This window comes from Ensifer sp. GW823-FHT05D09 (assembly GCF_058795755.1).
This window is the reverse complement of record NZ_JBXAIA010000002.1, coordinates 128,821-152,930: the sequence shown is the minus strand read 5'-3', so window position 1 is coordinate 152,930 and position 24,110 is coordinate 128,821. Positions and strand designations below refer to the sequence as shown.

The following is a 24,110-nucleotide window of genomic DNA, read 5'->3' as shown; positions in this document are numbered from 1 at the left end:
CTGTTCGGCTGGCAAAGCGCGGACCTTCGCGGTACATCACGGCGAAGATTGGCGAAATCCGGGACCACATACAGAAGATGCAGCCTGAAGAACAGCTTTCCTGCGGCATTGTGATCGTTGCAGCAGGGCGCGGCGAACGCGCGGGACAGTCGACCGAGGGGCCGAAACAGTACCGCACCATCGGCGACAAGCCGGTTATCGCCCATACGCTTGACACTTTCGCGACATGGCCGGGGACTGGACCGATCGTCGTTGTGATCCATCCTGACGATGAAGATCTGTTGGCAGCGGCGCGCAGGCGATCGCCGACACGCGCCCTGATCGTCGTTCACGGCGGCGCAACCCGACAGCAATCGGTGCTGGCAGGCCTGGAAGCCGTAGCAGCAACCGGCTCACGCTACGTCATGATTCACGATGCCGTGCGCCCGTTTGCCGATCATGCCCTGCTCTCGCGCTGCGCGGAAGCGGTGGCGAAGGGAGCGCGCGCCGTGCTGCCGGCAATTGCCGTGTCGGATACGCTGAAGCGCGCCGATGCCGCCGGCATGGTGACCGAAACCGTTTCGCGCAATCACCTTCATGCGGCACAGACGCCGCAAACCTTCGACCTCACGACCATCCTCGACGCCCACCGGGGCGCAGCCAGCAGCGGGCGGACGGATTTTACCGACGACGCCTCGATCGCCGAATGGGCAGGCATCCCGGTGGTCCTCGTCGAAGGCACGGTCGACAACGTCAAGCTCACACTGAAAAGGGACATCGCCATGGCCGACGAAAAACTCAAGCGACATCTCATTCCGGATGTCCGCACCGGCAATGGCTATGACGTGCACCAGCTGGTCGAAGGCGATGGCGTCACGCTTTGCGGCGTGCTCATCCCGCACACCAAGAAGCTCTCCGGCCATTCCGATGCCGACGTCGCGCTGCATGCGCTCACCGATGCGCTCTTGGCCACCTGTGGCGCCGGCGATATCGGCGATCACTTCCCGCCATCCGACCCGCAGTGGAAAGGGGCGCCATCGCGCATCTTCCTCGAACATGCAGCAAAGATCGTGCGTCAGCGCGGCGGCACCATTACCAATGCCGATATTTCGTTGATTGCCGAAGCACCGAAGGTCGGCCCGCATCGCCAGGCGATGCGAGAGAACCTTGCCGATATGCTCGGCATCGATCTCGACCGCTGCTCGGTCAAGGCGACGACAAACGAGCGGCTCGGCTTCGTCGGCCGCGACGAGGGCATCGCTGCAATCGCGACGGCAACTGTTGTCTACACGGCAGGAGACACCCAAGATGTGGCCGAATGACATTCAGGCGGCGGCGGCCAGGATCATCGTCGATTTCACCACGCGTGGCCTCAAGGTGGCAACGGCCGAGTCCTGCACCGGCGGGCTGATAGCAGGTGCTCTGACGGAAATTTCCGGATCGTCGGCGGTCGTCGACCGCGGCTTCGTCACCTACTCCAACGACGCCAAGATCCAGATGCTCGGCGTCGATCCGGCAACGCTTGCCGCGCATGGTGCCGTCTCACGACAGACGGCCATTGAGATGGTGCGTGGCGCGGTTTTGCACTCCGAGGCTGACTTTGCCGTCGCCGTCACCGGTATTGCCGGCCCAGGCGGCGGGTCGGTGGAAAAACCTGTTGGACTGGTGCATCTGTCGGCGACGGGCCGCAACGGCACCGCGCTCCACCGTGAAATGCGCTACGGCGATATCGGTCGCGACGCCGTGCGGCTGGCGACCATCCGAACTGCGCTGGAGATGCTGAGCGAAATCGCTCAGACGGCGTAGATCTTGTCGGCGCGCTTTTCGAAAGCGTCGGAGAACATGCGGAAGGCGCGATCGAACATCGAACCCATCAGCGCCCCGAGGATGCGGCTCTTGAACTCGTAGTCGATGTAGAAATGCACCGACGACTGGCCCTCGCCCGCCGGCTCGAAACGCCAGCGATTGTCGAGATACTTGAACGGGCCGTCGATGTATTTGACCTCGATGACGCGCTCGGCCTTGTTCAGCAGCACCTGCGTCGTGAAGGTCTCGCGGATCGCCTTGTAACCGACGGTCATGTCGGCGAGCAGTAGCACCTTACCATCCCTCTCCTTGCGCGAGCGTATGCTCAGCGCCTCACAGAGCGGCAGGAACTCAGGATACCGTTCGACATCGGCGACGAGATCGAACATCTGATCGGCCGTGTGCTTGACGACGTGGTTGGTTTCGAATTGCGGCATAGAGGGGAGTTAAGCGGGCAGACCGAGAAGATCAAGAAGCCTCTGCATCTGGCGACGCGATTTCAACTGCAGAACCGGCACTCCAGGGCCATGTTCGGCGAGGCCTGCGACGATACGCGGCGAAAACCTTTCCTCGAAGGTCCAGATGAATTCGAGGAACTGCCAGTCGACCTTCTCGAGACAGCCCGGCGCCATTTCCGGGCGGGTGCGTCCGAAATATTTCATCCACCGCGTGACGACACCCCAGACACAGAGAATCCGCGGCATGCGCACCCAGATCACCACATCGCTTCTCGGCACACGGAGATCGAACGTGGACGGGCCGGTGCCATCCATGACCCAGCGATCGCCGGCAATCCTCTCGGCGATACGTAGGCGTTGCTCGGCCCGATCGCGTTGCTCCCAGCCGGGAAGCCACAGAATATCGCGATCGATCGAGATGTAGGTCAGGTCGTAATGTCGAGCGAGCTTCTGGGATAGCGTCGACTTGCCGCCGCCGGAGCACCCGACCACGAGGATACGTCGAGCGTTGCGGATGCAGTCAGCACCCACGACATCTTCGACATAATTCACCGCAATCGGTCCTGACGGCTGATCCATGGGAATTCCCGGACGTTTCGGGAAGGACGACAAATAGCGAAACTCCGGCGCCAAGGCCGGAGTTCCTGTTGTCTCGATATGCCCCGGCCTTACCCGGCCGCAGCCGCCAGCTTCTTTTCGCGGGCTTCGCGCAGGCGGGCGAAATCGTCGCCGGCGTGGTGCGAGGAGCGGGTCAGCGGGCTGGAGGCGACCATCAGGAAGCCCTTGGTGTAGGCGACCGTCTCGTAGGATTTGAACTCCTCAGGGGTCACGAACTTCTCGACCTTGTGGTGCTTGCGGGTTGGCTGCAGATACTGGCCGATGGTGATGAAGTCGACGTCGGCGGTACGCAGGTCGTCCATCAGCTGAAGCACTTCGTTGCGCTCCTCACCGAGGCCGACCATGATGCCGGACTTGGTGAACATCGTCGGGTCGAGTTCCTTCACGCGCTGCAACAGGCGGATGGAGTGGAAATAGCGCGCGCCCGGACGGACGGTCAGATAGTTGCCCGGCACCGTTTCCATGTTGTGGTTGAAGACGTCTGGCTTGGCGGCGACGACGCGTTCCAGCGCGCCAGGCTTCTTCAGGAAGTCCGGCGTCAGGATTTCGATCGTGGTTTCCGGCGAAGCCGCACGGATCGCCCAGATCACTTTCTCGAAATGTTCGGCGCCACCATCCGGCAGATCATCGCGGTCGACGGAAGTGATAACGACATGGGAAAGGCCCATCTGCTTGACGGCCTTGGCGACATTTTCGGGTTCCGCCATGTCGAGCGCATTCGGCTTGCCGGTCGAGACATTGCAGAAGGCGCAGGCGCGGGTACAGATCTCGCCCATGATCATGAAGGTGGCGTGCTTCTTGTCCCAGCACTCGCCGATGTTCGGGCAGCCGGCTTCTTCACAGACCGTGACCAGCTTGTGCGAGCGCACCAGCTCACGGGTTTCCTGGTAGCCCTTTGAAGTCGGCGCCTTGACGCGGATCCACTCCGGCTTGCGCAGCATTTCGGTATCGGGCTTGTGGGCCTTTTCCGGATGGCGGACGCGTTGCGCCCGGTCAGAGACGGCATCGAACACCGTTACCATACTGTCTTCCTCGTCGCGGCGGGCCCGGCGTCGTGCCGGCAGCCCCTTTTTCGATCTATATAGATGGCCAGACGCGAAATGTCAGGCCACCTTTTGCTCGACGGCCCGACCGCTCGTAAAGAAAGCGTCGCAGGCTATCGCTTGACAGCGCGGCCGACGGCAATCAGCAGGCAGGCGCCGATAAAGCCGATGACCAGGTAGGCGAGCCAGCCGGCAAAGGCCATGCCGAAGGCCGCCAGAATGAAATTCAGCACCACCGCACCGATGATGCCGAGCGCAATGTTCATGAACAGCCCCATATCGCTGTTCATGAACCGCTCCGCGAGCCATCCGGCCAACCCGCCGATGATGATCGCAGCCAGAATGCCGACGCCGTTCAAGCTCATGGTAATCTCCGTTCATTGAGGACAAGTCCTCAATGCCGGATGGCGCCAAAAAGTTCCGGCGTCAGCCTTTTGGATTAGGCGTTCAGCGCGCGCCCATAGGCATCGAGCACGCTTTCCTTCATCGTCTCCGAGATCGTCGGATGCGGGAAGATCGTGTGCATCAGGTCTTCTTCCGTCGTCTCCAGGTTCATGGCGACCACGAAGCCCTGGATCAGTTCGGTCACCTCGGCGCCGACCATGTGCGCGCCCAAGAGTTCGCCGGTCTTCTTGTCGAAGATCGTCTTGACCATGCCCTGGTCTTCGCCAAGCGCGATCGCCTTGCCGTTGGCGACGAAGGGGAAGCGACCGACGCGGATCTCGCGGCCTTCGGCCTTCGCCTTGGCTTCGGTGAGACCGACCGAGGCGACCTGCGGGTGGCAATAGGTGCAGCCCGGGATCTTCAGCTTGTCCATCGGGTGGACGTTCGGCAGGCCGGCGATCTTCTCGACGCAGATGACGGCCTCATGTTCGGCCTTGTGTGCAAGCATCGGCGGGCCGGCAACGTCACCGATGGCGTAGACGCCCGCAACATTGGTCTTGCCGTAGCCATCGATGACGATGCAGCCGCGGTCGGTCTTGATCCCCAGCGCCTCGAGGCCGAGGTTCTCAATATTGCCTTGAACGCCAACGGCGGAAATCATGCGGTCGGCGGTGATCTTCTCGACCTTGCCGTCCTTCATCTCGACATGGGCGGTGACCGAATTCGCACCCTTCTCGACCTTCGTCACCTTGGCTTCGAGGTGGATCTTCATGCCCTGTTTTTCGAACTGCTTCTTGGCAATGTTCGAGATCTCGGCATCTTCGACCGGCATCACGTTCGGCATGACTTCGACGACCGTCACGTCAACACCCATGGTGCGGTAGAACGAGGCAAACTCGATACCGATGGCGCCAGAGCCCATGACCAGCAGCGACTTCGGCATTTCCTCCGGCTTCATCGCCTCGAAATAGGTCCAGATCAGCTTGCCGTCCGGCTCGATGCCGGGAAGCGCGCGCGGACGAGCGCCAGTGGCGATGATGATGTGCTTGGCGGTGTAGGTGCCCTCGCCCTTGGTGTTCTTCGGCAACGGCGCCTGCGGCTGGACGGCCGGCTTCGTCGACTTGCCGACGACGATTTCGCCGGGCTTCGTCAGCTTGGCTTCGCCCCAGATCACGTCGACCTTGTTCTTCTTCATCAGGAAGCCGACGCCGCCATTCATGCGTTCGGCAATGCCGCGCGAGCGGGCGACGATCGCCTTCAGGTCCGGCGTCACGGCACCTTCGATCTTGATGCCATAGCTGCCCGGATGCTGGGCGTAGTGCAGCACTTCGGCCGAGCGCAGCAGCGCCTTGGTCGGAATGCAGCCCCAGTTGGAGCAGATGCCGGCCAGGTGCTCGCGCTCGACGACCGCGGTCTTGAGACCCAACTGTGCCGCACGAATGGCGGCGATATAGCCCCCTGGACCCGAACCGATGACGATGACGTCGTAATTCTCAGCCATGTGTTTCCTGCCTTTGTCTCAAGCGACCTTGCGGGTGAAGAGCACCCAGTCGTGTTTTCTGCTGCCTTCGAAGAGCGGTACGGCCTCAGCCCGGGCCCTCTCTTCAAAGCCGTTTTTCCTGTAAAGCGCCTGCGCCGTTTCATTGTGGCTTTCGGTGATCAGGCTCACCGGCGCCGAGCCGGCGCGTGCAATTTCATGTGCAAGCAATCTGCGTCCGATGCCGCGACCACGCCGGTGACGGTAGACGCCCAAACTGTCGACGAACCAGTGGCCAACCACCTGCCGCTGCAGAACCAGCAGCGGTTCGATCACGGCATGCTTTGCTTCGGGCTCCACCGCTGACGCGTCGATACCGTAGCCGATCGAAACGCCTGCAATTTCATCCTCGACATCGGCAACGACGGCGTCGCGCCAGTTTCCCGGTCCGACATCCTCACGCAGCTTGTTGCGACCGCGCTCGAAGGCCGTGTCGCTCGCCCCGCCGAGAACCGCACCATACCAGAGCCAGGCGGCAAAGCCGTGCGAGGCGATATCGACGAGAACAGCGATCTCCGCCGCCTCTTTTCGTTCCGCCGGTCTGATGGTGACGTTGTCCGCCATCTCAGACACCGAGCATCATCCGAACGACCGGCTCGAGGCCACGGCCGATCGCGCGGGTGTTTTCCGCATCCAGGTGCACGCCGTCGAGCGGTGTCGTCCTTGCAACCGATCCCGCGTCGAAGAACCCGCAATCGAGTTCATCGGCCAGATCGCGATAAAGCGGCGCCAGCATGCCCGACTGATCGACGCCACCGGCGAACATTGCACCGAAGGCCGCATTGGCGGTTTCACAAAGCTGCGGTGGCGAGACGATCAGGATATCCGGCCCGCCCTCACCCTCGACCGGCCAGTCGTGCCGACGAATGAGGTTGACCAGGCGCTCGACACCCTTCACGGCGCCGAAGGCTGTCCCATGAATGATCGGCTTCATGTCGTTTGCGCCGAGAAGCAGGATGATCAAATCAAGAGGCGCATGGCTGTGGAGAATAGTCGGCAGCACCTTGGCGCCGTTGCGATCGCAATCGGCGAGGTGATCGTCATAGGCGGTCGTGCGGCCATTCAGACCTTCGGCAATGATCTGGACGTCCGAACCCAGTGCCATCTGCAGGACGCTGGGCCAGCGATCGGCAAGCGCATGACGGCCGCCGTCCGTGGCATCGTAGCCCCAGGTTAGGCTGTCACCGTAGCAGAGAACTGTTTTCATCGTCCGGGCCCGCCTTCGGCTGCGCGAAAAGGAACGGACCGGCCCGAAGGCCGGTCCTTATCCAACTCAGACCAGCATGCCCATCGGGTTTTCGATGTAGCGCTTGAAGGCTCCGAGCAATTCGGCACCGAGCGCGCCATCGACGCAACGATGGTCGGTCGAAAGCGTGACGGTCATGACAGTGGCGATGACCATCTGCTTGTTCTTGACGACGACGCGTTCCTCGCCGGCGCCGACCGCAAGGATCGTGGCATGCGGAGGGTTGACGACGGCAGCAAAGTCCTTGACGCCCATCATGCCCATGTTGGAGACCGCCGTGGTGCCGCCCTGGTATTCTTCGGGCTTCAGCTTGCGATCCTTGGCGCGCTTGCCGAGGTCCTTCATCTCGTTGGAGATGGCAGACAGGCTCTTCAGCTCCGCCTGGCGGACGATCGGCGTGATCAGGCCACCCGGGATCGACACGGCAACACCGACGTCGGCATGCTTGTGCTTGACCATGTTGCTGTCGGTCCAGGAGACGTTGGCATCCGGAACGTCGCGCAGGGCAAGCGCCAGAGCCTTGATCACCATGTCGTTGACCGAGAGCTTGTACACCGGCTTGCCGTCCTTTTCAGGGGATGCAGCGTTGAGCTGGGCACGCAGCGCCAGAAGCGCGTCGAGTTCGCAGTCGACCGAGACGTAGAAGTGCGGGATGGTCTGCTTGGATTCGACCAGCCGCTTGGCGATCGTCTTGCGCATGCCGTCATGCGGCACGAGCTCGTAGGAGCCAGCCTCGAACAGCTTGAGGACGGCGTCTTCCGACATGCCCTTGGCAAGCGGCGCGGCAGCGGGAGCTGCAGCACCGGCCGTTGCGGGTGCTGCCGCCGGCTTGGCACCGCCACCGGCAACTGCCGTTTCGACGTCCTTCTTGACCACACGACCATGCGGGCCAGAGCCTGTGATGGCCGAGAGATCGATGCCGGCATCCTTGGCAAGGCGACGGGCGAGCGGCGACGAGAAGACACGGGCGCCGGTCTCGGCCTTTGCCGCCTGCGGCGCTGCCGCCACGGCTTGCGCTGCGGCGGGTGCCGGAGCGGCCGCGGCTGCAGGTGCTGCGACTGCCTCTTCCTTCTTTTCGGCTGGTGCTGGTGCTGCGGCTGCACCATTGCCGCCCTTGGCGGCCGCGGCGACATCTTCGCCATCGGCGGCCAGAACTGCGATCAGCGCATTGACCTTGACGCCTTCGGTGCCGGCGGGAACGACGAGCTTGGCAACTGTGCCTTCGTCGACAGCCTCGACTTCCATCGTCGCCTTGTCGGTCTCGATCTCGGCGATCACGTCGCCGGACTTGACCTTATCGCCTTCCTTGACCAGCCACTTGGCCAGATTGCCTTCTTCCATCGTCGGGGAGAGGGCAGGCATTGTGATGTTGATAGGCATCGAAGGGCCCTCCCCTTATTTGTAGCAAACGGCTTTCACCGCATCGACGACTTCTGCGACGTTCGGAAGCGCGAGCTTCTCGAGGTTCGCGGCGTAAGGCATCGGCACATCCTTGCCGGCGATCGTCAGGATCGGGGCGTCAAGGTAGTCAAATGCCTGCTGCATGACGCGGGTCGCGATCTCGGTGCCCACGGAAGACTGCGGGTAGCCTTCCTCGACGGTGACGAGGCGGCCGGTCTTCTTGACCGATTCGATGACCGTCGGCAGATCCATCGGGCGGATGGTGCGAAGGTCGATCAATTCGACGTCGATACCCTGCGCTTCAAGCTCGGCAACCGCCTTGACCGCGTAGGTCATGCCGATGCCGAAGGAAACGATGGTGGCATCCTTGCCGACCTTGTGGATCCGCGCCTTGCCGATCGGCAGAACGAAATCGTCGAGCTTCGGAACTTCGAAGGACTGACCGTAGAGGATCTCGTTTTCGAGGAAGATGACCGGGTTCGGATCGCGGATCGCCGCCTTCAGCAGGCCCTTTGCGTCGGCTGCCGTGTAAGGCATGACCACCTTGAGGCCCGGGATGTGGCTGTACCAGGCGGCATAGCACTGCGAGTGCTGCGCTGCGACGCGGGCAGCAGCACCGCTCGGGCCGCGGAACACGATCGGGGCGCCCATCTGGCCGCCGGACATGTAGAGCGTCTTGGCGGCGGAGTTGATGATCTGGTCGATCGCCTGCATGGCGAAGTTGAAGGTCATGAACTCGACGATCGGGCGCAGCCCGGTCATGGCAGCGCCGACGCCGACGCCGGCAAAGCCGTGCTCGGTGATCGGCGTGTCGATGACGCGACGGGCGCCGAATTCCTGAAGCAGCCCTTGCGTGATCTTGTAGGCGCCCTGGTACTCGGCGACTTCCTCACCCATGATGAAGACGTCGTCGCTGGCACGCATTTCTTCTGCCATGGCGTCGCGCAGCGCTTCGCGCACGGTCATCGTTACCATCTCGGTGCCGGCCGGAATGGCAGGATCGGCGGCAACTTCGACCTTCGGCTGAGCAGCGACCGGTGCCGGCGCGGATGCGGCGGCGGCCGGTGCTTCGCTTGCAGCGGCAGCAGCCTTCGGCGCTTCCGCCTTCGGTGCGGCGATATCGCCAGCGCCTTCGCCATCCTGCAGCAGGACCGCGATCGGCGTGTTGACCTTGACGCCTTCGGTGCCGGCAGCAATCAACAGCTTGCCGATCGTGCCTTCGTCGACGGCTTCCACTTCCATGGTGGCCTTGTCAGTCTCGATCTCGGCAATGACGTCGCCGGAGGAGACCTTGTCTCCTTCGTTCTTCAGCCATTTCGAGAGCGTGCCTTCCTCCATCGTCGGGGAAAGGGCGGGCATGAGAATTTCTACTGGCATGTTTGAGCCTCCCCGGATCAAAGCAGGATATCGGTGTAGAGCTCGGATACATCCGGCTCCGGATCAGCCTGGGCAAAATCGGCGCTGTCGGCGACGATATCGCGGACGTCCTTGTCGATCTGCTTCAGCTCGTCCTCGCTCGCCCAGCCCTTTTCAGCCAGACGCGCCTTCACCTGCTCGATCGGATCGTGCTCCGACCGCATCTTCTGCACTTCGTCCTTGGAGCGATACTTCGCCGGGTCGGACATGGAGTGACCACGGTAACGGTAGGTCTGCATTTCCAGGATGATCGGGCCCTTGCCGGAACGGCAATACTCGACTGCCTCGTCGCCAGCCGCCTTGACGGCGCGAACGTCCATGGCGTCGACCTGGAATCCGGGGATGCCGAAGGAAACGCCGCGCTTGGAGAAATCGGTCTGCGCCGAGGCGCGCGTCACCGAGGTGCCCATCGCGTAGCGGTTGTTCTCGATCACGTAGATCACCGGAAGCTTCCACAGCTGCGCCATGTTGAAGCTTTCGTAGACCTGGCCCTGGTTGGCCGCACCGTCACCGAAGTAAGCGACGCTGACATTGTCGTTGCCGCGGTAACGGTTGGCAAAGGCCAGACCGGTACCGAGCGACACCTGGGCGCCGACGATGCCGTGACCGCCGTAAAAATGCTTTTCCTTGGAGAACATGTGCATCGAGCCGCCCTTCCCCTTGGAAAGACCGCTGCGACGACCCGTGAGTTCGGCCATGACGCCGCGGGCGCTCATGCCGCAAGCCAGCATGTGGCCGTGGTCACGATAGGCGGTGATGACCTGGTCACCCTCTTTCAAAGCCATCTGCATGCCGACGACGACAGCTTCCTGACCGATGTAGAGGTGACAGAAGCCGCCGATGAAGCCCATGCCGTAGAGCTGGCCGGCCTTCTCCTCGAAACGCCGGATGAGCAGCATTTCGCGATAGGCCTTCAGTTCGTCTTCCTTGGTGAAGTCGGCGATATTGCCGCCGCTCAAGTCCTTCTTGGCCGGCTTTGCTGCGGTCTTACGGCTGGAGACGGACGCGTTTTTTCGCGGAGCCATTCATTCCTCCCAATGGTTAGCCTTTGAGGGTTACCATAGGGAAAGAAAAGCGCCACAGCAATGCCATATTTGCATGGCTCACATTCCGCGTAACTTATTGAATTTAAACACGGAATATCAATTAACCGAATTTCGGTTAATTCGTCATGCGGTGGAAAATAACGATTTCGTCGCTCCGCGACATGTTGAGCGCGAGGCGAGCTTTCTCATCCAGCATGTCGCGCTCCAGCGAACCGTCGCTCATCAGCTGGACCTCTTTTTCGAGAGTCGTACGCTGCTTTGTGAGCTCGTCCAGCCGTGCCTGCCGCTCAACGATCTGGCGATCGAATTGTTCCGTCGCCTTCAAGCCGTAGCCGCCATGAATGGAATGATAGCCGAAATAGGAGAGAAAGGCGACCGCGATCAGCGGCAGCACCAGCCGGCCCAGTTTCCGTTTCTTATGATGCCGTGTCCACATCCCGTCACACCCTGATACGCATTACGGAATAGAGACTAGCGGGCATTGATTAACCGACCGTTGACCATGAATGGCCGGATAAAGCAAAACCCGCCCACGGAGGCCGTGAGCGGGTCAAGATTTCAACGATCGATCGAGGCTATCAGCCGCGCAGGATCGAGCGGCCTGCGTACTTGGCCTGCAGGCCGAGCTGCTCTTCGATGCGGATCAGCTGGTTGTACTTTGCGAGCCGGTCGGAACGGGCAAGCGAACCGGTCTTGATCTGGCCGCAGTTGGTGGCAACCGCGAGGTCGGCGATCGTCGCGTCTTCGGTCTCGCCCGACCGGTGCGACATGACGGCGGTGTAGCGCGCCTTGTGCGCCGTCTCGACCGCGTCGAGCGTTTCCGACAGCGAACCGATCTGGTTGACCTTGACGAGGATCGAGTTGGCGACTCCCATCTTGATGCCGTCGCGCAGGCGCGCGGAATTGGTGACGAACAGGTCGTCGCCGACGAGCTGGCACTTGTTGCCGATGAGATCGGTCACGGCCTTCCAGCCATCCCAGTCGTCTTCCGCCATGCCGTCTTCAATCGAGAAGATCGGGTATTTGGCAGCGAGTTCGGCCAGGTACTCGGCCATGGCGCCCGGCTCCAGCGTACGGCCTTCGCCTTCGAGAACGTACTTGCCGTCCTTGAAGAATTCGGTCGCAGCGCAATCGAGCGCGATGAACATGTCTTCGCCCGGCTTGTAGCCGGCCTTTTCGATCGACTTCATGATGAAGTCGAGTGCCGCCGGAGCGGAAGCGAGGCCCGGCGCGAAACCACCTTCGTCACCGACATTGGTGTTGTGGCCTTCGGCAGAGAGTTGCTTCTTCAGCGTGTGGAAGACTTCCGAACCCATGCGGACCGCATCGCGCATCGTATCGGCACCGACAGGAACGATCATGAATTCCTGGAAGTCGATCGGGTTATCGGCATGGGCGCCACCGTTGATGATGTTCATCATCGGTACCGGAAGCACGTGCGCGTTCGGGCCGCCGACGTAACGGTAGAGCGGCAGACCGGAGGCTTCCGCAGCGGCCTTGGCGACAGCCATCGAAACGCCGAGGATGGCGTTGGCGCCGAGGCGCGACTTGTTGGCCGTGCCGTCAAGCTCGATCATGGTCTTGTCGATCTGGATCTGGTTTTCGGCATCGAGGCCGCCGATCGCTTCGAAGATCTCGCCGTTGACGGCGTCGACAGCGCGCTCGACGCCCTTGCCGAGGTAACGCGTTCCACCGTCACGCAGCTCGACAGCCTCATGCGCACCGGTCGAAGCGCCCGACGGGACTGCCGCCCGGCCGAAGCTTCCGTCTTCCAGGTAGACGTCGACCTCGACGGTCGGGTTGCCGCGGCTGTCCAGAATTTCTCGGCCGATGATGTCGATGATTGCAGTCATGATCTCTTCCCTACTTGAGGACGGTGGTGGGGTCGGGCCTGTCATAAGCGAAGGCCCGGGAATTTCAATGGCGCGCAAGATGTAAAAACAACCGCGCCACCGGGGTTCACGAAAATTTCACGAGCCTGTCTCAGCCCTTGGCAACGGCATCGAAGGCCAACAGCTTTTCGAGCAGCCGCGGCATGTCCTTCAAGTGCACCATATTGGGGCCATCGGACGGAGCGTTGTCAGGATCCTCGTGGGTTTCGACAAACAGGCCAGCAATGCCGACGGCAACGGCCGCCCGCGAAAGCGTCTCGACAAACTCGCGCTGGCCACCGGTCGAACCACCCTGCCCACCGGGCTGCTGCACCGAGTGCGTGGCGTCAAAAACGACGGGTGCGCCGAGCGAAGCCATGATCGGAAGCGAGCGCATGTCGGACACCAGCGTGTTGTAACCGAAGGACGCGCCGCGTTCGCACAGGAGAATGTTGGGGTTGCCACTTTCCGTGAACTTGGCAAGCACGTTCTTCATGTCCCAAGGCGCCAGGAACTGGCCCTTCTTGACGTTGATGGTGCGGCCGGTCTTGGCGGCTGCCACCAGAAGATCGGTCTGGCGCGACAGGAAGGCCGGGATCTGCAGGATGTCGACGGTCTTGGCGACGAGCCCGCACTGCTCCTCGGTGTGGACGTCAGTTAGCACCGGGAAGCCGAACTCCTTCTTGAGGTCGGCAAAGACTTCCATCGCCGTGTCGAGGCCAATGCCGCGCTTGCCCGAAAGCGACGTGCGGTTGGCCTTGTCGAAGGACGACTTGTAGACGAGGCCGATGTCGAGCGACTTGCAGAGTTCGGCAAGTTTTCCGGCCATCATGAAGGCGTGTTCGCGGCTTTCCATCTGACAGGGGCCGGCGATCAGCGACAGTCGCTCCTTCTGCGAGAAGGCGACCTGCTTTGAACCATCACCGACAACTACTCTGGCATTCGTTTCCATTATCAAGCTCCAAACGCGAAGATCACCCCTTGCCCCGGCATTTCGGGAACAATGAGGCGTCCGCCCATTTCTGAAAATTCGATATCGTTGCGCGCAAAGTGCGCGCGCGTCACCTCGAGGTCGGCGACACGGAAGACCACGGCCCGGCCACGCAGGCCGCGCTCGGCGCTGCGAACGGAACGGCCGAAGAAAGCTTCCATGCCGGCGGCGCTCAGCACCGAGATCTTGGCGTTCGTCGTCTCGATGTCCATGCCGAAAGAATGCGCTTCGACTTCACGCTCATCGACTGCCTCTTGCAGGAGGTACTGGAAATCGGTCGGGTTCGTCTCCGATAGCACGACCTCGGAAATCCCGAGCACGCCGTTGTCGTGCCGCTCCAGCGCACCGAGCTCGCTCGGAAGCGCGCGCACACGCTGACAGCTGAACAGGAAGAAATCCGGCGAGCGCAGGTCTGCGGCAAAAGCCAGCCGGAACGAGCCCAGCCCTTCCCGGCCGTCGGGAAGCCGCATCGGCCGCGAAAACTCCAGCATGTCGCCGCCCGAGATACCATGGGCGCGGAACCGCATGTGGTCAGAGGCTGCGTCCTCGGTGCCGAGCACGATCGCCGACAGCCCCTGCGGCCCCTGACGGAAACGGAATGCCTGGTCGCGGGCGACGAAGGCGTTGCCGTCCAGGGCGGCGGCTTCGCATTCCTCACGCGAAGCGACGGCAAGCGGCTCGAGATAGGTGCTGTCGGAAAAGAAGACGCAGGCGTTTTCGGTGCCGAAGGGATGGCGTGCATCCTCGGCCACGGTGAAGCCGAGATCATTGAGCCGTCGCCGCGCCTGTTCAAGTGCGTCCACCGGCAGCACGAGATGATCGAGCGGGCGGGTGGTGCGCTTGGAGAGGCTCATGGCGGTTTCCCTGATGGTTTGCCGCTGTTTGCAACTTTTGCCCGGCGAATGCAAGCCGGCTGCCGGCCATGGCGCCGATTGGCCGCCTTGACCCAGACATCCTCAACAAACACAACCCGTCCGCGCCGGGCACCACCCCGCCGCGGTTTTACGGCTGCCAGCAGGCGCCGAACTGCCTCGGCGTCAATAGTAGCCTGGAGCCGCCGTGGCATTGCCCGTACTCGAGGCTCCGAGTCCGGGGGCGGATGTTTGCGGCTGCGCGTAGGTCGTATTGCTCGATGACGTCGTGGCACAGCCCGACAGCCCCAGCAGGGCAATCGTCAGAGGCACAAACAACAAAGCTATGTAGCGCATATGCATTGACCCTTTCCGGTTTCGCTGGAGAACAGAAAAGAATGAATCCGATGATTTGGCGAGTACGTAACAGTAACACGACGTAACATGGGATTACGAGCGGCGTTGGGAACCGCAGCGTCGCGTCGGGCGCTGCGGTTGTCCTCGTTACCTTTGTGTTTACGACCCGAACAGCGGGGTCGGCTCAAGCGCGCTAAAGACCAAGATCGCTCTTGATGGCGCAGGTGGCGATAAAGGTCGGCATGAACCTGTCGATCAGGAAGCGCGGCACCGGTCGCCGATCCTCGTGGAAGCCAGCCAGCACGAAACCGGCCCGGAGTTGGCCATCGATCTGGTCGGCCAGGCTATGCCCGAACACCAGTGCCTCACCCCTTTCGATCTTTGACCGCACCAGGTCGGGGGAGAGATGCTCGGCCTCGACAAAGGGCAGCGCGTGGGCCGGTCGGATGAGACCCTGCTCGGCATGGCTCGGGTCGCGGTCGCCGATAAAGACGACCGGGTTGTAAAAGCTTGCCAGCAGTCGTCCGCCCGTCTTCAACACCCGGTGGCATTCGCGCCAGACCGGCTGCACATCCGGCACATAGAGGTTCGATATCGGATGGAAGACGATGTCGAAGGCGCCATCGGCAAAGACCGAGAGGTCGCGCATGTCGCCCTGGACGGCCTTCAGCGCCAGACCTTCGCGCTGCGCCACCAGCCGGTCCTGATCGAGTTGGCGTTCCGAAATATCGAAGACGGTGACCTCGGCACCGGCTGCCGCCAGAATAGGCGCCTGCTGACCGCCGGCCGATGCCAGGCACAGGATCTTCAGGCCGCTAATGTCGGGCAGCCAGCCTTTCGGGAGGTCACCGGGCGTCAGCCGCGCTTGCCATTGCCCGTTGCGGGCGGCAGCGATCAGTTCCGGCGTCACCGGTCTTGACCATTCGCGTTGCTCGCTTGCCTGGCGGTCCCAGGCCTGGCGGTTGTGATCGATGATATCGAGCTTGTTCGTTGTGTCTTGCATAATCGGTCCTTGGAAACATGTCCAAACATGACCGCTCACGGGGAATGGAATTTGCAGGCAAAGGTGCCTTTGCGTCTGTCCGTTGTGCGGGTCGAGCAATGCCATCGTCCATCCCCTTCGCGAGCGAAGTTGAGGCGAATTCGGTTTTCACCGGGCATTACTGGCGCATTGGACGACGCTCCTCTTATTGACCCTCGGAAATTAGCGCCGGAGTTGCAAGCGGTCAACGCTGGATAGAAACCGTCCTTGAGGCAAAGACTGCGGTGAGACGTCGCATCTTTTCTGGGTGCGCGTAAAAACCTTACGGAGATCGAAGAATTCGCGGCGCCCAAACGTCATCATCTCAGCAGCGACTGGGGCCGCTTGTGAAGCGGACGCAATCGCGTAAAGTCGGCAAATGCAGCCTGAGGTTACGACAGGCCTGCCATTTTGAGGGCCACCATTTGATCAATGCATTGCACAGCGTGAGACGCATCCGGGCACGAGGGGCGAAGCGCCCTTCAACAACGGCATCTCTTGCGGGTGAGATCGAAGCAGCATGATTCGCGATTTTCTTGCCAAGCTCGCTTCAGTCGCCATCATGATGTTTGCACGTGCGCTGACCGCTGCCAGGGCACTCTGGCACGAAACCGGCCTGCCTCCGAGGCAAAGCGTCTATTTCGCCAATCACTCAAGCCATGGCGATTTCATTCTGATCTGGGCCGTGTTGCCGCCGTGGCTTCGCCAACGCGCCCGCCCTGTCGCCGGCGCCGAATACTGGCTGAAGTCAAAGCTGACATCCTTTATCGGCCGCGACGTCTTCAATGCCGTTCTGATCGAGCGCGATCCCGCCGCTCGCACCAGCGACCCGGTCGAGCAGATGGCAACCGCACTCGACGAAGGCGCCTCGCTGATCGTCTTTCCCGAAGGCACGCGCAACCAGACAGACGCCAAGCTGCTGCCGTTCAAGAGCGGGCTCTATCACCTCGCGCGCAAGCGGCCGGACGTGGCGCTGGTCCCGGTGTGGATCAACAATCTCAACCGGGTGATGCCGAAGGGCGAGTTCGTTCCGATCCCGCTGATCTGCACGATCAACTTCGGCGAACCGCTCAAAGTCGAAGCTGACGAGAGCAAGGAAGACTTCATCGCCAGGGCACAAGGCGCACTGCTGTCCCTCGCCCCGACCCAGACGGACAACGACGCATGAGCACGACGACTTCCGACATGGTCACCCTGCTGCTCGGCGTCGGCGGCATCCTGCTGTTCGCCTCGTCGGTCGGTTACGTTCTGCAGCGCAAGCTGTCGCCGGATGGCTCCAATGGCGCGATCGAGAACCTCAACGCCCGCATTAAGGCGTGGTGGGCAATGGTCTTCCTCATCGCCATCGCCTTCATCGCCGGACGTGTCGGGGTGCTTCTGCTTTTCGCCTTCTGCTCGTTTGCAGCGCTGCGCGAATTCATCACGCTGATCAACACGAGACGCGCCGATCATTGGGCGATCGCCGCAGCCTTCTTCCTGGCCCTGCCGATCAACTATTATCTGCTCTGGGCGGAAGAGTACGGCATCTATGCGATCTTCATTCCCGTCTATGCCTTCCTGCTGATGCCGATCATCGCGGTGTTGCGAGGCGACACGCAAAACTTCCTGCTGCGGATTTCGGAAGTTCAATGGGCACTGATGATCTGCGTGTTCTGCGCCTCGCACGTACCGGCGCTTTTGACGCTGCAGATCCCCGGTTACGAAGGGCGCAACGTGCTCCTGATCGCCTTCCTGGTGATCGTCGTGCAATCGAGCGACGTGCTGCAATATGTCTGGGGCAAACTCTTCGGACGCACCAAGATCGCGCCAAAACTCTCTCCATCGAAAACAGTGGAGGGGTTTGTTGGCGGCGTTGCGAGCGCCACGCTGCTCGGCGCCTCGCTGTGGTGGATCACGCCGTTCACACCGCTTCAGGCAGGCGTGATGTCTCTCATCATCACATTGATGGGCTTTTTCGGCGGACTGGTGATGTCGGCGATCAAGCGGGACCGCGGAGTAAAGGACTGGGGCCATCTGATCGAAGGACATGGCGGCCTGATCGACCGTCTGGATTCCGTGGTGTTTTCGGCACCGATCTTCTTCCATCTGACGCGATACTGGTGGTCGCTGACATGAACAGCCATCTGCGCGCCCTTGCACGCAGCAGCGTCGTCCACGTGCTTTTTGCCTTTGTGGCCATGGGCGGATGGGCGCTGTTTGCCAACAGGCTTCACCCGATGCCGCGGCCGCTCGTTGCCGGCATTGTGCAGGGCGCGCTTTCAGCGGCGCTGACGCTTTGCCTGAAGTCGACGATCGACGCGCTGTCGCTTCGTTTCCGCGGTACCGCGCGGCTTTGGATGCCGCCGCTTCTGGCCTGCCTTGCCTCGACGAGCATTCTCGTTGCAATCCACGCGGCGACCGGAACCCCGGAAATTCTGAAGACCATTGCCGTACCGCTCATGGTCTCGACCAGCTATGCGGTTGCCTACAACTATTCGATCAGCCGCGGGGGACCTTGAACCATGACAGACACCGGTGACCGCAGGCCGCTCGCAAGCCGCAACACGCGATGGGCGCAAGCCATCGCCCGGCGGCTTGCCGCGATGGCGATCACGCCCAACCAAATATCGCAGGCGAGCATGGCGGCCGCAGCGCTGGCAGGCCTTGCCTTCTGGCTGACGAGCGAGGTCCAGGACGGACTTCGCTCGCTTCTCTTCATAGCGGCGGCTCTGTTCTGCCAGTTGCGTCTGCTCTGCAATCTGTTTGACGGCATGGTCGCCGTCGAGGGCGGCAAAGGTGCACCGGATGGTCCCTTCTGGAACGAGTTTCCCGACCGGGTCGCCGATCTTTTCATTCTCGTCGGTGCCGGCTACGGCATCGGCCTGCCAGCGCTCGGCTTTGCCGCAGGCGCGTTCGCCGTGCTCACTGCCTATGTCCGCGAACTCGGACGCGCCAATGGTGCGCCGAGCGACTTTTCCGGACCTATGGCAAAACAGCACCGCATGGCGGCAATCACGCTCGCGGCCGTGGTTTCCGCTTTTGAGGGGCTGTGGCTTGGCGATGGCGAAGTGTTACTCGCCGCACTTGTCATTGTCGCACTCGGCGCGGCCCTCACGGCGCTGCGTCGCGCCCGGCGCCAGACCGCCTGGCTGAGGACCAACGCTACACGTAAATAGTCGCATCAACCGGACTGCAATCTCCAAAACCGATCCTTTGACCGCCCTCGCCCATATCCGCCCGGTGAGAGCCTTGACGTTACCGTCGCTAATTATTAGATAGATTACTCTATTTATTGAATAGCACAACCTGACCAGCGTTGAACGGCTGACGCGGCGCACTGCCGAGATGGATGATTGAAGCGGCTAAATCGGCCATGCAATCGCCCGGTCCGTTCTCCGATACATGTTTTGAATCAGTTGGATCCGGTGGGAGCCATAGCGCCTGCCGTGACGGAGATGACCATGACCACCCAAGACCGCATAGACGGGGTCGATGCACTGCGCGGGTTCGCGTTGCTCGGCATCCTGCTTGTCAACAGCATGGCGTTCGCTTCGGCATTTTACGGCCTCGAACTGCCGGATCCGTCGTACGATACCGGCCTCGACCGCGCCGTGCACCTTATCGTCGCGCTGTTCTTCGAGATGAAGTTCTACCTGCTCTTCTCCTTCCTCTTCGGCTACAGCTTCACGCTGCAGATGCGCTCCGCCGAAAAAGCCGGCGATGCCTTTGTGCCGCGCCTCCTGCGGCGCCAAGTGGGGCTCTGGCTGATCGGGCTGGCGCATGGGGTGCTTTTGTTTCACGGCGACATCCTGACGACCTACGCCGTTCTCGGCATCGCGCTGATGATGCTGCGGACACGAAGCGACGCCACCCTCTGGCGTCTCGCTCGCTTTCTGGTGATCGGCACGGCTCTCGCATGGTTCGCTCTTGGCGTCGTCGCCGTCCTGGAACCTCCTTCGCTTGACCGGGATGCAATCGTCGCCGCGGCCGCAGCGACGGAAGCGGCCTTCCGAGGCAATTGGCAATCGATCATCGGACAGCACCTGACGGAACTGTCGTCAGTCTGGGTGATCCTTGGTCTGTTGCAGGCTCCATCGGCGCTTGCCATGTTTCTCGTCGGCCTGATTGCCGGACGCCGGCAGATCCTGTCTCGCCCGCAGGAGAACCGAGGCATGCTCCGGCGGCTCGTTCGGCTCGGCCTCTTCTTCGGCCTGCCTGGCGCCGTCGTCTATGCCTATACCGGCGTCGAGATGAGCGATACGCCGCTGGCGATCATCGGGCTTGCCATTGGGCTCATGACAGCACCATTGCTGACGGGAGCCTATGTCGGCGCCATGGTGCTGCTCCTTGACAGTGCCGGCGGCCGATGGCTGCGCGATCGGCTGGCACCAGCCGGACGCACCGCGCTTTCCAACTACCTGCTGCAGTCGTTCGTCTGCGCGCTGATCTTCCATGGCTATGGCCTCGGCCTGGTCGGACGCGTTTCGCCGCTGGAAACCGTATTGATTGCCCTTATCATCTACGCCGTCCAACTCGTTCTCAGCGGCTGGTGGATGCAGCGTTTCGCCTATGGTCCACTGGAGTGGCTGTTGCGCTTCATCACCATCTGCCGCATCCCGCAATGGCGCAAGCTCGCAAGCGCCGATCAGCGATAGCCCCTTGCTTCAGGCGCAATCTCCTTGCACCCGGCGCGTTTCGCGACGGGTGTTTTGCTGTTCAGCGCGATTCGTTCTTCGCGTTGACTCTAATTAGATAATTATCTAACTATAGAGTCATAACGGAACATGAACATGCGGATCAACACCGTCTTCGAAGCGCTTTCACACCCGGTGCGGCGACAAATTCTGACCCTGCTGAAAACCGGTCCGATGAGCGCCGGCGAGCTCGCCGGTCATTTCGATCTAACCAAGCCGACGCTTTCGGTGCACTTCAACAAGCTGCGCGATGCCGAACTGGTCGCGGTGGAACGGCGGGGCACCAGCCTCATCTATCATCTCAACATGTCCATCCTGGAAGAAGCCTTGAGCGGACTTCTGGGCAAGAAGGATCAAACGCCATGACCTCTGTGCTGCGTTCTCCGCTGGTGCTGCCCTTGGCCGCCGCGCTCGTCGCCACGACGATCGCCGGCTATCTCATGATACCGTCCGCCACCGAGCTTCCGATCCATTGGGGTCTCGACGGCAAGCCGGATGCGTTCTGGCCGCGCGACCGGGCGCTGCTGTCGGCTCCGGTCGGTGCAACGGTCGTTCTGGCTTTGATGGCTTTTACCGACCGCTTCGCACCCGGACGACAGGCCGGCCGCCATGTCGTTTCCGCGGCTTCGACCGGCATCCTTGCACTCTTCATGGCAATCCAAACCGTCATCGTGCTCATAGGTCTCGGGTTCGACATATCGATGGTCAACGTCATCGCATTCGCGATGGGTCTGCTTTCCGTCGTCATCGGCAACGTGATGCCGAAATCGCAACCCAACGGCATTGCGGGCCTCCGCCTGCCATGGACCCTCGCCGACCCGGCAAACTGGGTGGCGACGCATCGCCTCACCGGCCGCTTGATGCTGGTATCCGGCAGCCTGCTGATGCTGGCCGCATTGGCCCTAAACGCCGGACCGCTGCTCACGGCGGTAACGATTGCAGCCTTCATGCTACCGTTCGCCGTCGGCGGCCTGTACAGCTACATCTTCTCACGGCGGCAAGGACATCCGTCACGCCGCTGACGATGCAGCACAGGACGCTGAAACGACGACGGCCGGTCACAAGGGACCGGCCGTCATTTTCAGAACCGCGATCGCGGATCAAACCAAGCGCGACTGTTCCAGCGCGGCTTCGACGAAGCTCGCAAACAGCGGGTGCGGATCAAGCGGACGCGATTTCAGCTCCGGATGGTACTGCACGCCGATGAACCACGGGTGATCAGGGTACTCGACGGTCTCGGGCAGGATGCCATCAGGCGACATGCCGGAGAAGACCAGGCCACAGGATTCGAGCTGCGGCTTGTAGTCGACGTTGACCTCGTAACGGTGGCGATGACGCTCCGAGATGTCGGTCGTGCCGTAGATGTCGGCAATCTTCGTGCCACCCTTCAGCGACGCGCGATAAGCGCCAAGGCGCATGGTGCCGCCGAGATCGCCAGAAGCGGAACGCTTCTGGAGTTCGTTGCCCTTCACCCATTCGGTCATCAGGCCGACGACCGGCTCCTTGGTGGGGCCGAACTCGGTCGAGGACGCCTTGTCGATACCGGCGAGATTGCGCGCCGCTTCGACGACCGCCATCTGCATGCCGAAGCAGATGCCGAAATACGGCACCTTGCGTTCGCGGGCGAAACGCGCCGCGTTGATCTTGCCCTCGGAGCCACGCTCGCCGAAGCCGCCGGGAACCAAGATGCCGTGCACTTTTTCAAGATACGGCGCCGGGTCTTCCTTTTCGAAGACTTCCGACTCGATCCACTCGAGCTTGACCTTGACCCGGTTGGCAATGCCACCGTGATAGAGCGCCTCGGTCAGCGACTTGTAGGCATCTTTCAGGCCAGTGTATTTGCCGACGATCGCAATGGTGACTTCGCCTTCCGGCGTACGGATGCGATCGGCAACCTCTTCCCACGCTGCCATCCGCGGCTTCGGTGCCGGCTCGATGCCGAAGGCGGCAAGCACTTCGTTGTCGAGACCTTCCTTGTGGTAGGCGATCGGCACGTCGTAGATCGAGGCAACATCGAGCGCCTGGATAACCGCCGAATGCCGGACGTTGCAGAACAGCGACAGCTTGCGGCGTTCGGCTTCGGGGATTTCGCGGTCGGCGCGAACCAGCAGGATGTCGGGATGAATGCCGAGCGCCTGCAACTCCTTTACCGAATGCTGCGTCGGCTTGGTCTTCAGTTCACCCGCCGCCGGAATATAGGGCATCAGTGTCAGGTGAACATAGACGGCGGTGCCGCGCGGCAGATCGTTGCCGAGCTGGCGGATCGCTTCCATGAACGGCATCGCCTCGATGTCGCCGACGGTGCCGCCGATCTCGCACAGCACGAAATCATAGTCGTCGTTGCCTTCGGTAACGAAGTTCTTGATCTCGTTGGTGACGTGCGGGATCACCTGAACGGTCGCGCCGAGATAGTCGCCGCGACGTTCCTTGTCGATGATGTTCTTGTAGATCCGGCCAGTGGTGATGTTGTCGGTCTTCGTCGCCGAACGCCCCGTGAAGCGTTCATAGTGGCCGAGATCCAGATCGGTCTCGGCGCCGTCGTCGGTGACGAACACCTCGCCGTGCTGGGTCGGGCTCATGGTGCCCGGATCGACGTTGAGGTAGGGGTCGAGCTTGCGCAGTCTCACCCGGTAGCCACGCGCCTGCAGCAATGCTCCAAGAGCAGCCGCAGCTATGCCTTTTCCGAGGGAGGAAACCACGCCGCCAGTGATGAATACATATCGCGCCATGGGAGTCACCGGATACCTTTTAACAAACGATTCCGCCACCGAAAAATTCGTCTATCCGAATTTTTCCGTCTTCGAAGGGAATCTGATTTTCACACAAAACAAAACCGGCGGATGGTGCCATCCGCCGGCGGGTTCTTCTAATTTGCGACCTTATTGGCCGCTGGGAACTTGCGATCCCGTATTGCCGTTTGCGCCGGCTGCGGGTGTCTGCGTTGTCGCAGCACCGCCGGCCGGAGCTTCGCCCGTGGTGGCGGGAGCCGGTGCCGCGGCGCCATTGCCGGTCGCCGGCTGCTGGGTTGCACCTCCAGCCGGAGCCTGGGTGTTGCCGCCGCCAAGCGAATCGAGCACGCCGCCACCCGAGCTGGTGCCCGGAATACGGTCAAGGATGTCGGTCGCCTGCGGCTCGTAACGGGCAAGGATGCCCATCGCCAGGGCCAGAACGAAAAACAGCGCGGCAAGGATCGCCGTGGTGCGGGTCAGCGCATTGGCCGTGCCGCGTGCGGACATGAAGCCCGAGCCGCCACCGATGCCGAGGCCACCGCCTTCAGAACGCTGAATGAGAACGACGCCGATCAGGGCAACGACGACCATGAGATAGATGACGAGTAGTACGGTCTGCATCAGCTTCCAGTCCTGCCCTTTGGGCAAACGAATCAAATCTTGCGCGGACACGGGGTTTCCCG

26 protein-coding genes are annotated in these 24,110 nt (G+C 61.8%); 9 read left to right on the top strand and 17 right to left on the bottom strand.

Features of this window, described 5'->3' with window-relative positions:
- The first annotated feature begins 77 nt into the window (after nucleotides 1-77).
- Nucleotides 78-1,301, top strand: coding sequence for a bifunctional 2-C-methyl-D-erythritol 4-phosphate cytidylyltransferase/2-C-methyl-D-erythritol 2,4-cyclodiphosphate synthase (locus tag AC1Q80_RS06505; RefSeq protein ID WP_492359959.1), 1,224 nt, complete (start codon nucleotides 78-80; stop codon nucleotides 1,299-1,301).
- Nucleotides 1,288-1,785 (top strand): CinA family protein, encoded by a 498-nt coding sequence (locus AC1Q80_RS06500; protein ID WP_492359958.1) that lies wholly within the window; start codon nucleotides 1,288-1,290, stop codon nucleotides 1,783-1,785. Before AC1Q80_RS06505 ends, AC1Q80_RS06500 begins: the two co-directional genes overlap by 14 nt.
- On the opposite strand, the gene AC1Q80_RS06495 is transcribed toward AC1Q80_RS06500, so the two are convergent.
- The 15 genes from AC1Q80_RS06495 to AC1Q80_RS06425 all read right to left on the bottom strand — a co-directional run bounded on the left by AC1Q80_RS06495 (nucleotide 1,773) and on the right by AC1Q80_RS06425 (nucleotide 16,007).
- On the bottom strand, nucleotides 1,773-2,222 hold the full coding sequence (locus AC1Q80_RS06495) for a type II toxin-antitoxin system RatA family toxin (RefSeq protein WP_492359957.1): 450 nt from the start codon (nucleotides 2,220-2,222) through the stop codon (nucleotides 1,773-1,775). The two genes, AC1Q80_RS06500 and AC1Q80_RS06495, sit on opposite strands and share 13 nt — an antisense overlap.
- A gap of 9 nt (nucleotides 2,223-2,231) precedes the next feature.
- Complete coding sequence (locus AC1Q80_RS06490; RefSeq protein ID WP_492359956.1) at nucleotides 2,232-2,822, bottom strand: P-loop NTPase family protein; 591 nt, start codon at nucleotides 2,820-2,822, stop codon at nucleotides 2,232-2,234.
- 89 nt (nucleotides 2,823-2,911) lie between these two features.
- Nucleotides 2,912-3,883 carry a lipoyl synthase gene (gene lipA / locus AC1Q80_RS06485; protein ID WP_492359955.1) on the bottom strand — a complete coding sequence of 324 codons (972 nt, stop codon included), beginning with the start codon at nucleotides 3,881-3,883 and terminating at the stop codon, nucleotides 2,912-2,914.
- Nucleotides 3,884-4,017: 134 nt separating this feature from the next.
- Nucleotides 4,018-4,269: a GlsB/YeaQ/YmgE family stress response membrane protein gene (locus AC1Q80_RS06480; protein WP_492359954.1), complete on the bottom strand. Its 252-nt coding sequence runs from the start codon at nucleotides 4,267-4,269 to the stop codon at nucleotides 4,018-4,020.
- Nucleotides 4,270-4,343: 74 nt separating this feature from the next.
- Nucleotides 4,344-5,789, bottom strand: coding sequence for a dihydrolipoyl dehydrogenase (lpdA, locus tag AC1Q80_RS06475; RefSeq protein WP_492359953.1), 1,446 nt, complete (start codon nucleotides 5,787-5,789; stop codon nucleotides 4,344-4,346).
- Between the two features lie 18 nt (nucleotides 5,790-5,807).
- Entirely contained in the window at nucleotides 5,808-6,389 is a 582-nt protein-coding gene (locus AC1Q80_RS06470) for a GNAT family N-acetyltransferase (protein WP_492360359.1), read from the bottom strand.
- Between the two features lies 1 nt (nucleotide 6,390).
- On the bottom strand, nucleotides 6,391-7,032 hold the full coding sequence (locus AC1Q80_RS06465; RefSeq protein WP_492359952.1) for an SGNH/GDSL hydrolase family protein: 642 nt from the start codon (nucleotides 7,030-7,032) through the stop codon (nucleotides 6,391-6,393).
- A 66-nt stretch (nucleotides 7,033-7,098) separates the two neighbouring features.
- Nucleotides 7,099-8,451: a pyruvate dehydrogenase complex dihydrolipoamide acetyltransferase gene (locus AC1Q80_RS06460; RefSeq protein ID WP_492359951.1), complete on the bottom strand. Its 1,353-nt coding sequence runs from the start codon at nucleotides 8,449-8,451 to the stop codon at nucleotides 7,099-7,101.
- Nucleotides 8,452-8,466: 15 nt separating this feature from the next.
- Entirely contained in the window at nucleotides 8,467-9,849 is a 1,383-nt protein-coding gene (locus AC1Q80_RS06455) for a pyruvate dehydrogenase complex E1 component subunit beta (protein WP_492359950.1), read from the bottom strand.
- Nucleotides 9,850-9,866: 17 nt separating this feature from the next.
- Entirely contained in the window at nucleotides 9,867-10,913 is a 1,047-nt protein-coding gene (gene pdhA / locus AC1Q80_RS06450; protein ID WP_077498343.1) for a pyruvate dehydrogenase (acetyl-transferring) E1 component subunit alpha, read from the bottom strand.
- Nucleotides 10,914-11,049: 136 nt separating this feature from the next.
- Nucleotides 11,050-11,370, bottom strand: coding sequence for an FtsB family cell division protein (locus tag AC1Q80_RS06445; RefSeq protein WP_173419805.1), 321 nt, complete (start codon nucleotides 11,368-11,370; stop codon nucleotides 11,050-11,052).
- Nucleotides 11,371-11,512: 142 nt separating this feature from the next.
- Nucleotides 11,513-12,787 (bottom strand): phosphopyruvate hydratase, encoded by a 1,275-nt coding sequence (eno, locus tag AC1Q80_RS06440; protein WP_173419804.1) that lies wholly within the window; start codon nucleotides 12,785-12,787, stop codon nucleotides 11,513-11,515.
- 130 nt (nucleotides 12,788-12,917) lie between these two features.
- Nucleotides 12,918-13,760, bottom strand: coding sequence for a 3-deoxy-8-phosphooctulonate synthase (gene kdsA / locus AC1Q80_RS06435; RefSeq protein ID WP_492360358.1), 843 nt, complete (start codon nucleotides 13,758-13,760; stop codon nucleotides 12,918-12,920).
- The gene (locus AC1Q80_RS06430) at nucleotides 13,760-14,650 is read right to left on the bottom strand and encodes a VOC family protein (protein ID WP_492359949.1); all 891 of its coding nucleotides are present in this window, start codon (nucleotides 14,648-14,650) and stop codon (nucleotides 13,760-13,762) included. The genes kdsA and AC1Q80_RS06430 overlap by 1 nt, the downstream gene beginning before the upstream one ends.
- Before the next feature lie 547 nt (nucleotides 14,651-15,197).
- Nucleotides 15,198-16,007 (bottom strand): class I SAM-dependent methyltransferase, encoded by an 810-nt coding sequence (locus AC1Q80_RS06425; protein ID WP_492359948.1) that lies wholly within the window; start codon nucleotides 16,005-16,007, stop codon nucleotides 15,198-15,200.
- A gap of 538 nt (nucleotides 16,008-16,545) precedes the next feature.
- Between AC1Q80_RS06425 and AC1Q80_RS06420 the strand changes: the two genes are divergently transcribed.
- From AC1Q80_RS06420 to AC1Q80_RS06390, 7 genes are all read left to right on the top strand, one after another.
- Nucleotides 16,546-17,193: a lysophospholipid acyltransferase family protein gene (locus AC1Q80_RS06420; RefSeq protein ID WP_209792878.1), complete on the top strand. Its 648-nt coding sequence runs from the start codon at nucleotides 16,546-16,548 to the stop codon at nucleotides 17,191-17,193.
- Entirely contained in the window at nucleotides 17,190-18,140 is a 951-nt protein-coding gene (locus AC1Q80_RS06415; RefSeq protein ID WP_077498349.1) for a phosphatidate cytidylyltransferase, read from the top strand. Before AC1Q80_RS06420 ends, AC1Q80_RS06415 begins: the two co-directional genes overlap by 4 nt.
- Nucleotides 18,137-18,523, top strand: a complete 387-nt coding sequence (locus tag AC1Q80_RS06410) for a hypothetical protein (protein ID WP_492359947.1) — start codon at nucleotides 18,137-18,139, stop codon at nucleotides 18,521-18,523. Before AC1Q80_RS06415 ends, AC1Q80_RS06410 begins: the two co-directional genes overlap by 4 nt.
- 3 nt (nucleotides 18,524-18,526) lie before the next feature.
- On the top strand, nucleotides 18,527-19,180 hold the full coding sequence (locus tag AC1Q80_RS06405) for a CDP-alcohol phosphatidyltransferase family protein (protein WP_492359946.1): 654 nt from the start codon (nucleotides 18,527-18,529) through the stop codon (nucleotides 19,178-19,180).
- A gap of 285 nt (nucleotides 19,181-19,465) precedes the next feature.
- Nucleotides 19,466-20,659, top strand: a complete 1,194-nt coding sequence (locus AC1Q80_RS06400) for a DUF418 domain-containing protein (RefSeq protein ID WP_492359945.1) — start codon at nucleotides 19,466-19,468, stop codon at nucleotides 20,657-20,659.
- A 135-nt stretch (nucleotides 20,660-20,794) separates the two neighbouring features.
- Nucleotides 20,795-21,064: an autorepressor SdpR family transcription factor gene (locus AC1Q80_RS06395; RefSeq protein ID WP_209792869.1), complete on the top strand. Its 270-nt coding sequence runs from the start codon at nucleotides 20,795-20,797 to the stop codon at nucleotides 21,062-21,064.
- Nucleotides 21,061-21,720, top strand: coding sequence for an SdpI family protein (locus AC1Q80_RS06390; RefSeq protein WP_492359944.1), 660 nt, complete (start codon nucleotides 21,061-21,063; stop codon nucleotides 21,718-21,720). The genes AC1Q80_RS06395 and AC1Q80_RS06390 overlap by 4 nt, the downstream gene beginning before the upstream one ends.
- A gap of 78 nt (nucleotides 21,721-21,798) precedes the next feature.
- Here AC1Q80_RS06390 and pyrG read toward each other — a convergent pair whose 3' ends face one another.
- Both pyrG and secG read right to left on the bottom strand, forming a co-directional pair.
- Entirely contained in the window at nucleotides 21,799-23,436 is a 1,638-nt protein-coding gene (gene pyrG, locus AC1Q80_RS06385; RefSeq protein ID WP_327795898.1) for a CTP synthase, read from the bottom strand.
- 141 nt (nucleotides 23,437-23,577) lie between these two features.
- A complete protein-coding gene (gene secG / locus AC1Q80_RS06380; protein WP_112809893.1) occupies nucleotides 23,578-24,048 on the bottom strand; it encodes a preprotein translocase subunit SecG in 471 nt (156 codons plus the stop codon).
- Nucleotides 24,049-24,110: the final 62 nt, after the last annotated feature.

Coding starts and splice junctions, on each gene's coding strand:
- AC1Q80_RS06470 (WP_492360359.1), bottom strand. CDS start 6,389: ATGGCGGACAACGTCACCATCAGACCGGCGGAACGAAAAGAGGCGGCG.
- AC1Q80_RS06400 (WP_492359945.1), top strand. CDS start 19,466: ATGACCACCCAAGACCGCATAGACGGGGTCGATGCACTGCGCGGGTTC.
- AC1Q80_RS06495 (WP_492359957.1), bottom strand. CDS start 2,222: ATGCCGCAATTCGAAACCAACCACGTCGTCAAGCACACGGCCGATCAG.
- AC1Q80_RS06430 (WP_492359949.1), bottom strand. CDS start 14,650: ATGAGCCTCTCCAAGCGCACCACCCGCCCGCTCGATCATCTCGTGCTG.
- AC1Q80_RS06445 (WP_173419805.1), bottom strand. CDS start 11,370: ATGTGGACACGGCATCATAAGAAACGGAAACTGGGCCGGCTGGTGCTG.
- AC1Q80_RS06460 (WP_492359951.1), bottom strand. CDS start 8,451: ATGCCTATCAACATCACAATGCCTGCCCTCTCCCCGACGATGGAAGAA.
- AC1Q80_RS06500 (WP_492359958.1), top strand. CDS start 1,288: ATGTGGCCGAATGACATTCAGGCGGCGGCGGCCAGGATCATCGTCGAT.
- AC1Q80_RS06420 (WP_209792878.1), top strand. CDS start 16,546: ATGATTCGCGATTTTCTTGCCAAGCTCGCTTCAGTCGCCATCATGATG.
- AC1Q80_RS06405 (WP_492359946.1), top strand. CDS start 18,527: ATGACAGACACCGGTGACCGCAGGCCGCTCGCAAGCCGCAACACGCGA.
- AC1Q80_RS06505 (WP_492359959.1), top strand. CDS start 78: ATGCAGCCTGAAGAACAGCTTTCCTGCGGCATTGTGATCGTTGCAGCA.
- AC1Q80_RS06395 (WP_209792869.1), top strand. CDS start 20,795: ATGCGGATCAACACCGTCTTCGAAGCGCTTTCACACCCGGTGCGGCGA.
- AC1Q80_RS06390 (WP_492359944.1), top strand. CDS start 21,061: ATGACCTCTGTGCTGCGTTCTCCGCTGGTGCTGCCCTTGGCCGCCGCG.
- AC1Q80_RS06465 (WP_492359952.1), bottom strand. CDS start 7,032: ATGAAAACAGTTCTCTGCTACGGTGACAGCCTAACCTGGGGCTACGAT.
- AC1Q80_RS06455 (WP_492359950.1), bottom strand. CDS start 9,849: ATGCCAGTAGAAATTCTCATGCCCGCCCTTTCCCCGACGATGGAGGAA.
- secG (WP_112809893.1), bottom strand. CDS start 24,048: ATGCAGACCGTACTACTCGTCATCTATCTCATGGTCGTCGTTGCCCTG.
- AC1Q80_RS06425 (WP_492359948.1), bottom strand. CDS start 16,007: ATGCAAGACACAACGAACAAGCTCGATATCATCGATCACAACCGCCAG.
- lipA (WP_492359955.1), bottom strand. CDS start 3,883: ATGGTAACGGTGTTCGATGCCGTCTCTGACCGGGCGCAACGCGTCCGC.
- AC1Q80_RS06415 (WP_077498349.1), top strand. CDS start 17,190: ATGAGCACGACGACTTCCGACATGGTCACCCTGCTGCTCGGCGTCGGC.
- AC1Q80_RS06490 (WP_492359956.1), bottom strand. CDS start 2,822: ATGGATCAGCCGTCAGGACCGATTGCGGTGAATTATGTCGAAGATGTC.
- pdhA (WP_077498343.1), bottom strand. CDS start 10,913: ATGGCTCCGCGAAAAAACGCGTCCGTCTCCAGCCGTAAGACCGCAGCA.
- AC1Q80_RS06410 (WP_492359947.1), top strand. CDS start 18,137: ATGAACAGCCATCTGCGCGCCCTTGCACGCAGCAGCGTCGTCCACGTG.
- eno (WP_173419804.1), bottom strand. CDS start 12,787: ATGACTGCAATCATCGACATCATCGGCCGAGAAATTCTGGACAGCCGC.
- lpdA (WP_492359953.1), bottom strand. CDS start 5,789: ATGGCTGAGAATTACGACGTCATCGTCATCGGTTCGGGTCCAGGGGGC.
- AC1Q80_RS06480 (WP_492359954.1), bottom strand. CDS start 4,269: ATGAGCTTGAACGGCGTCGGCATTCTGGCTGCGATCATCATCGGCGGG.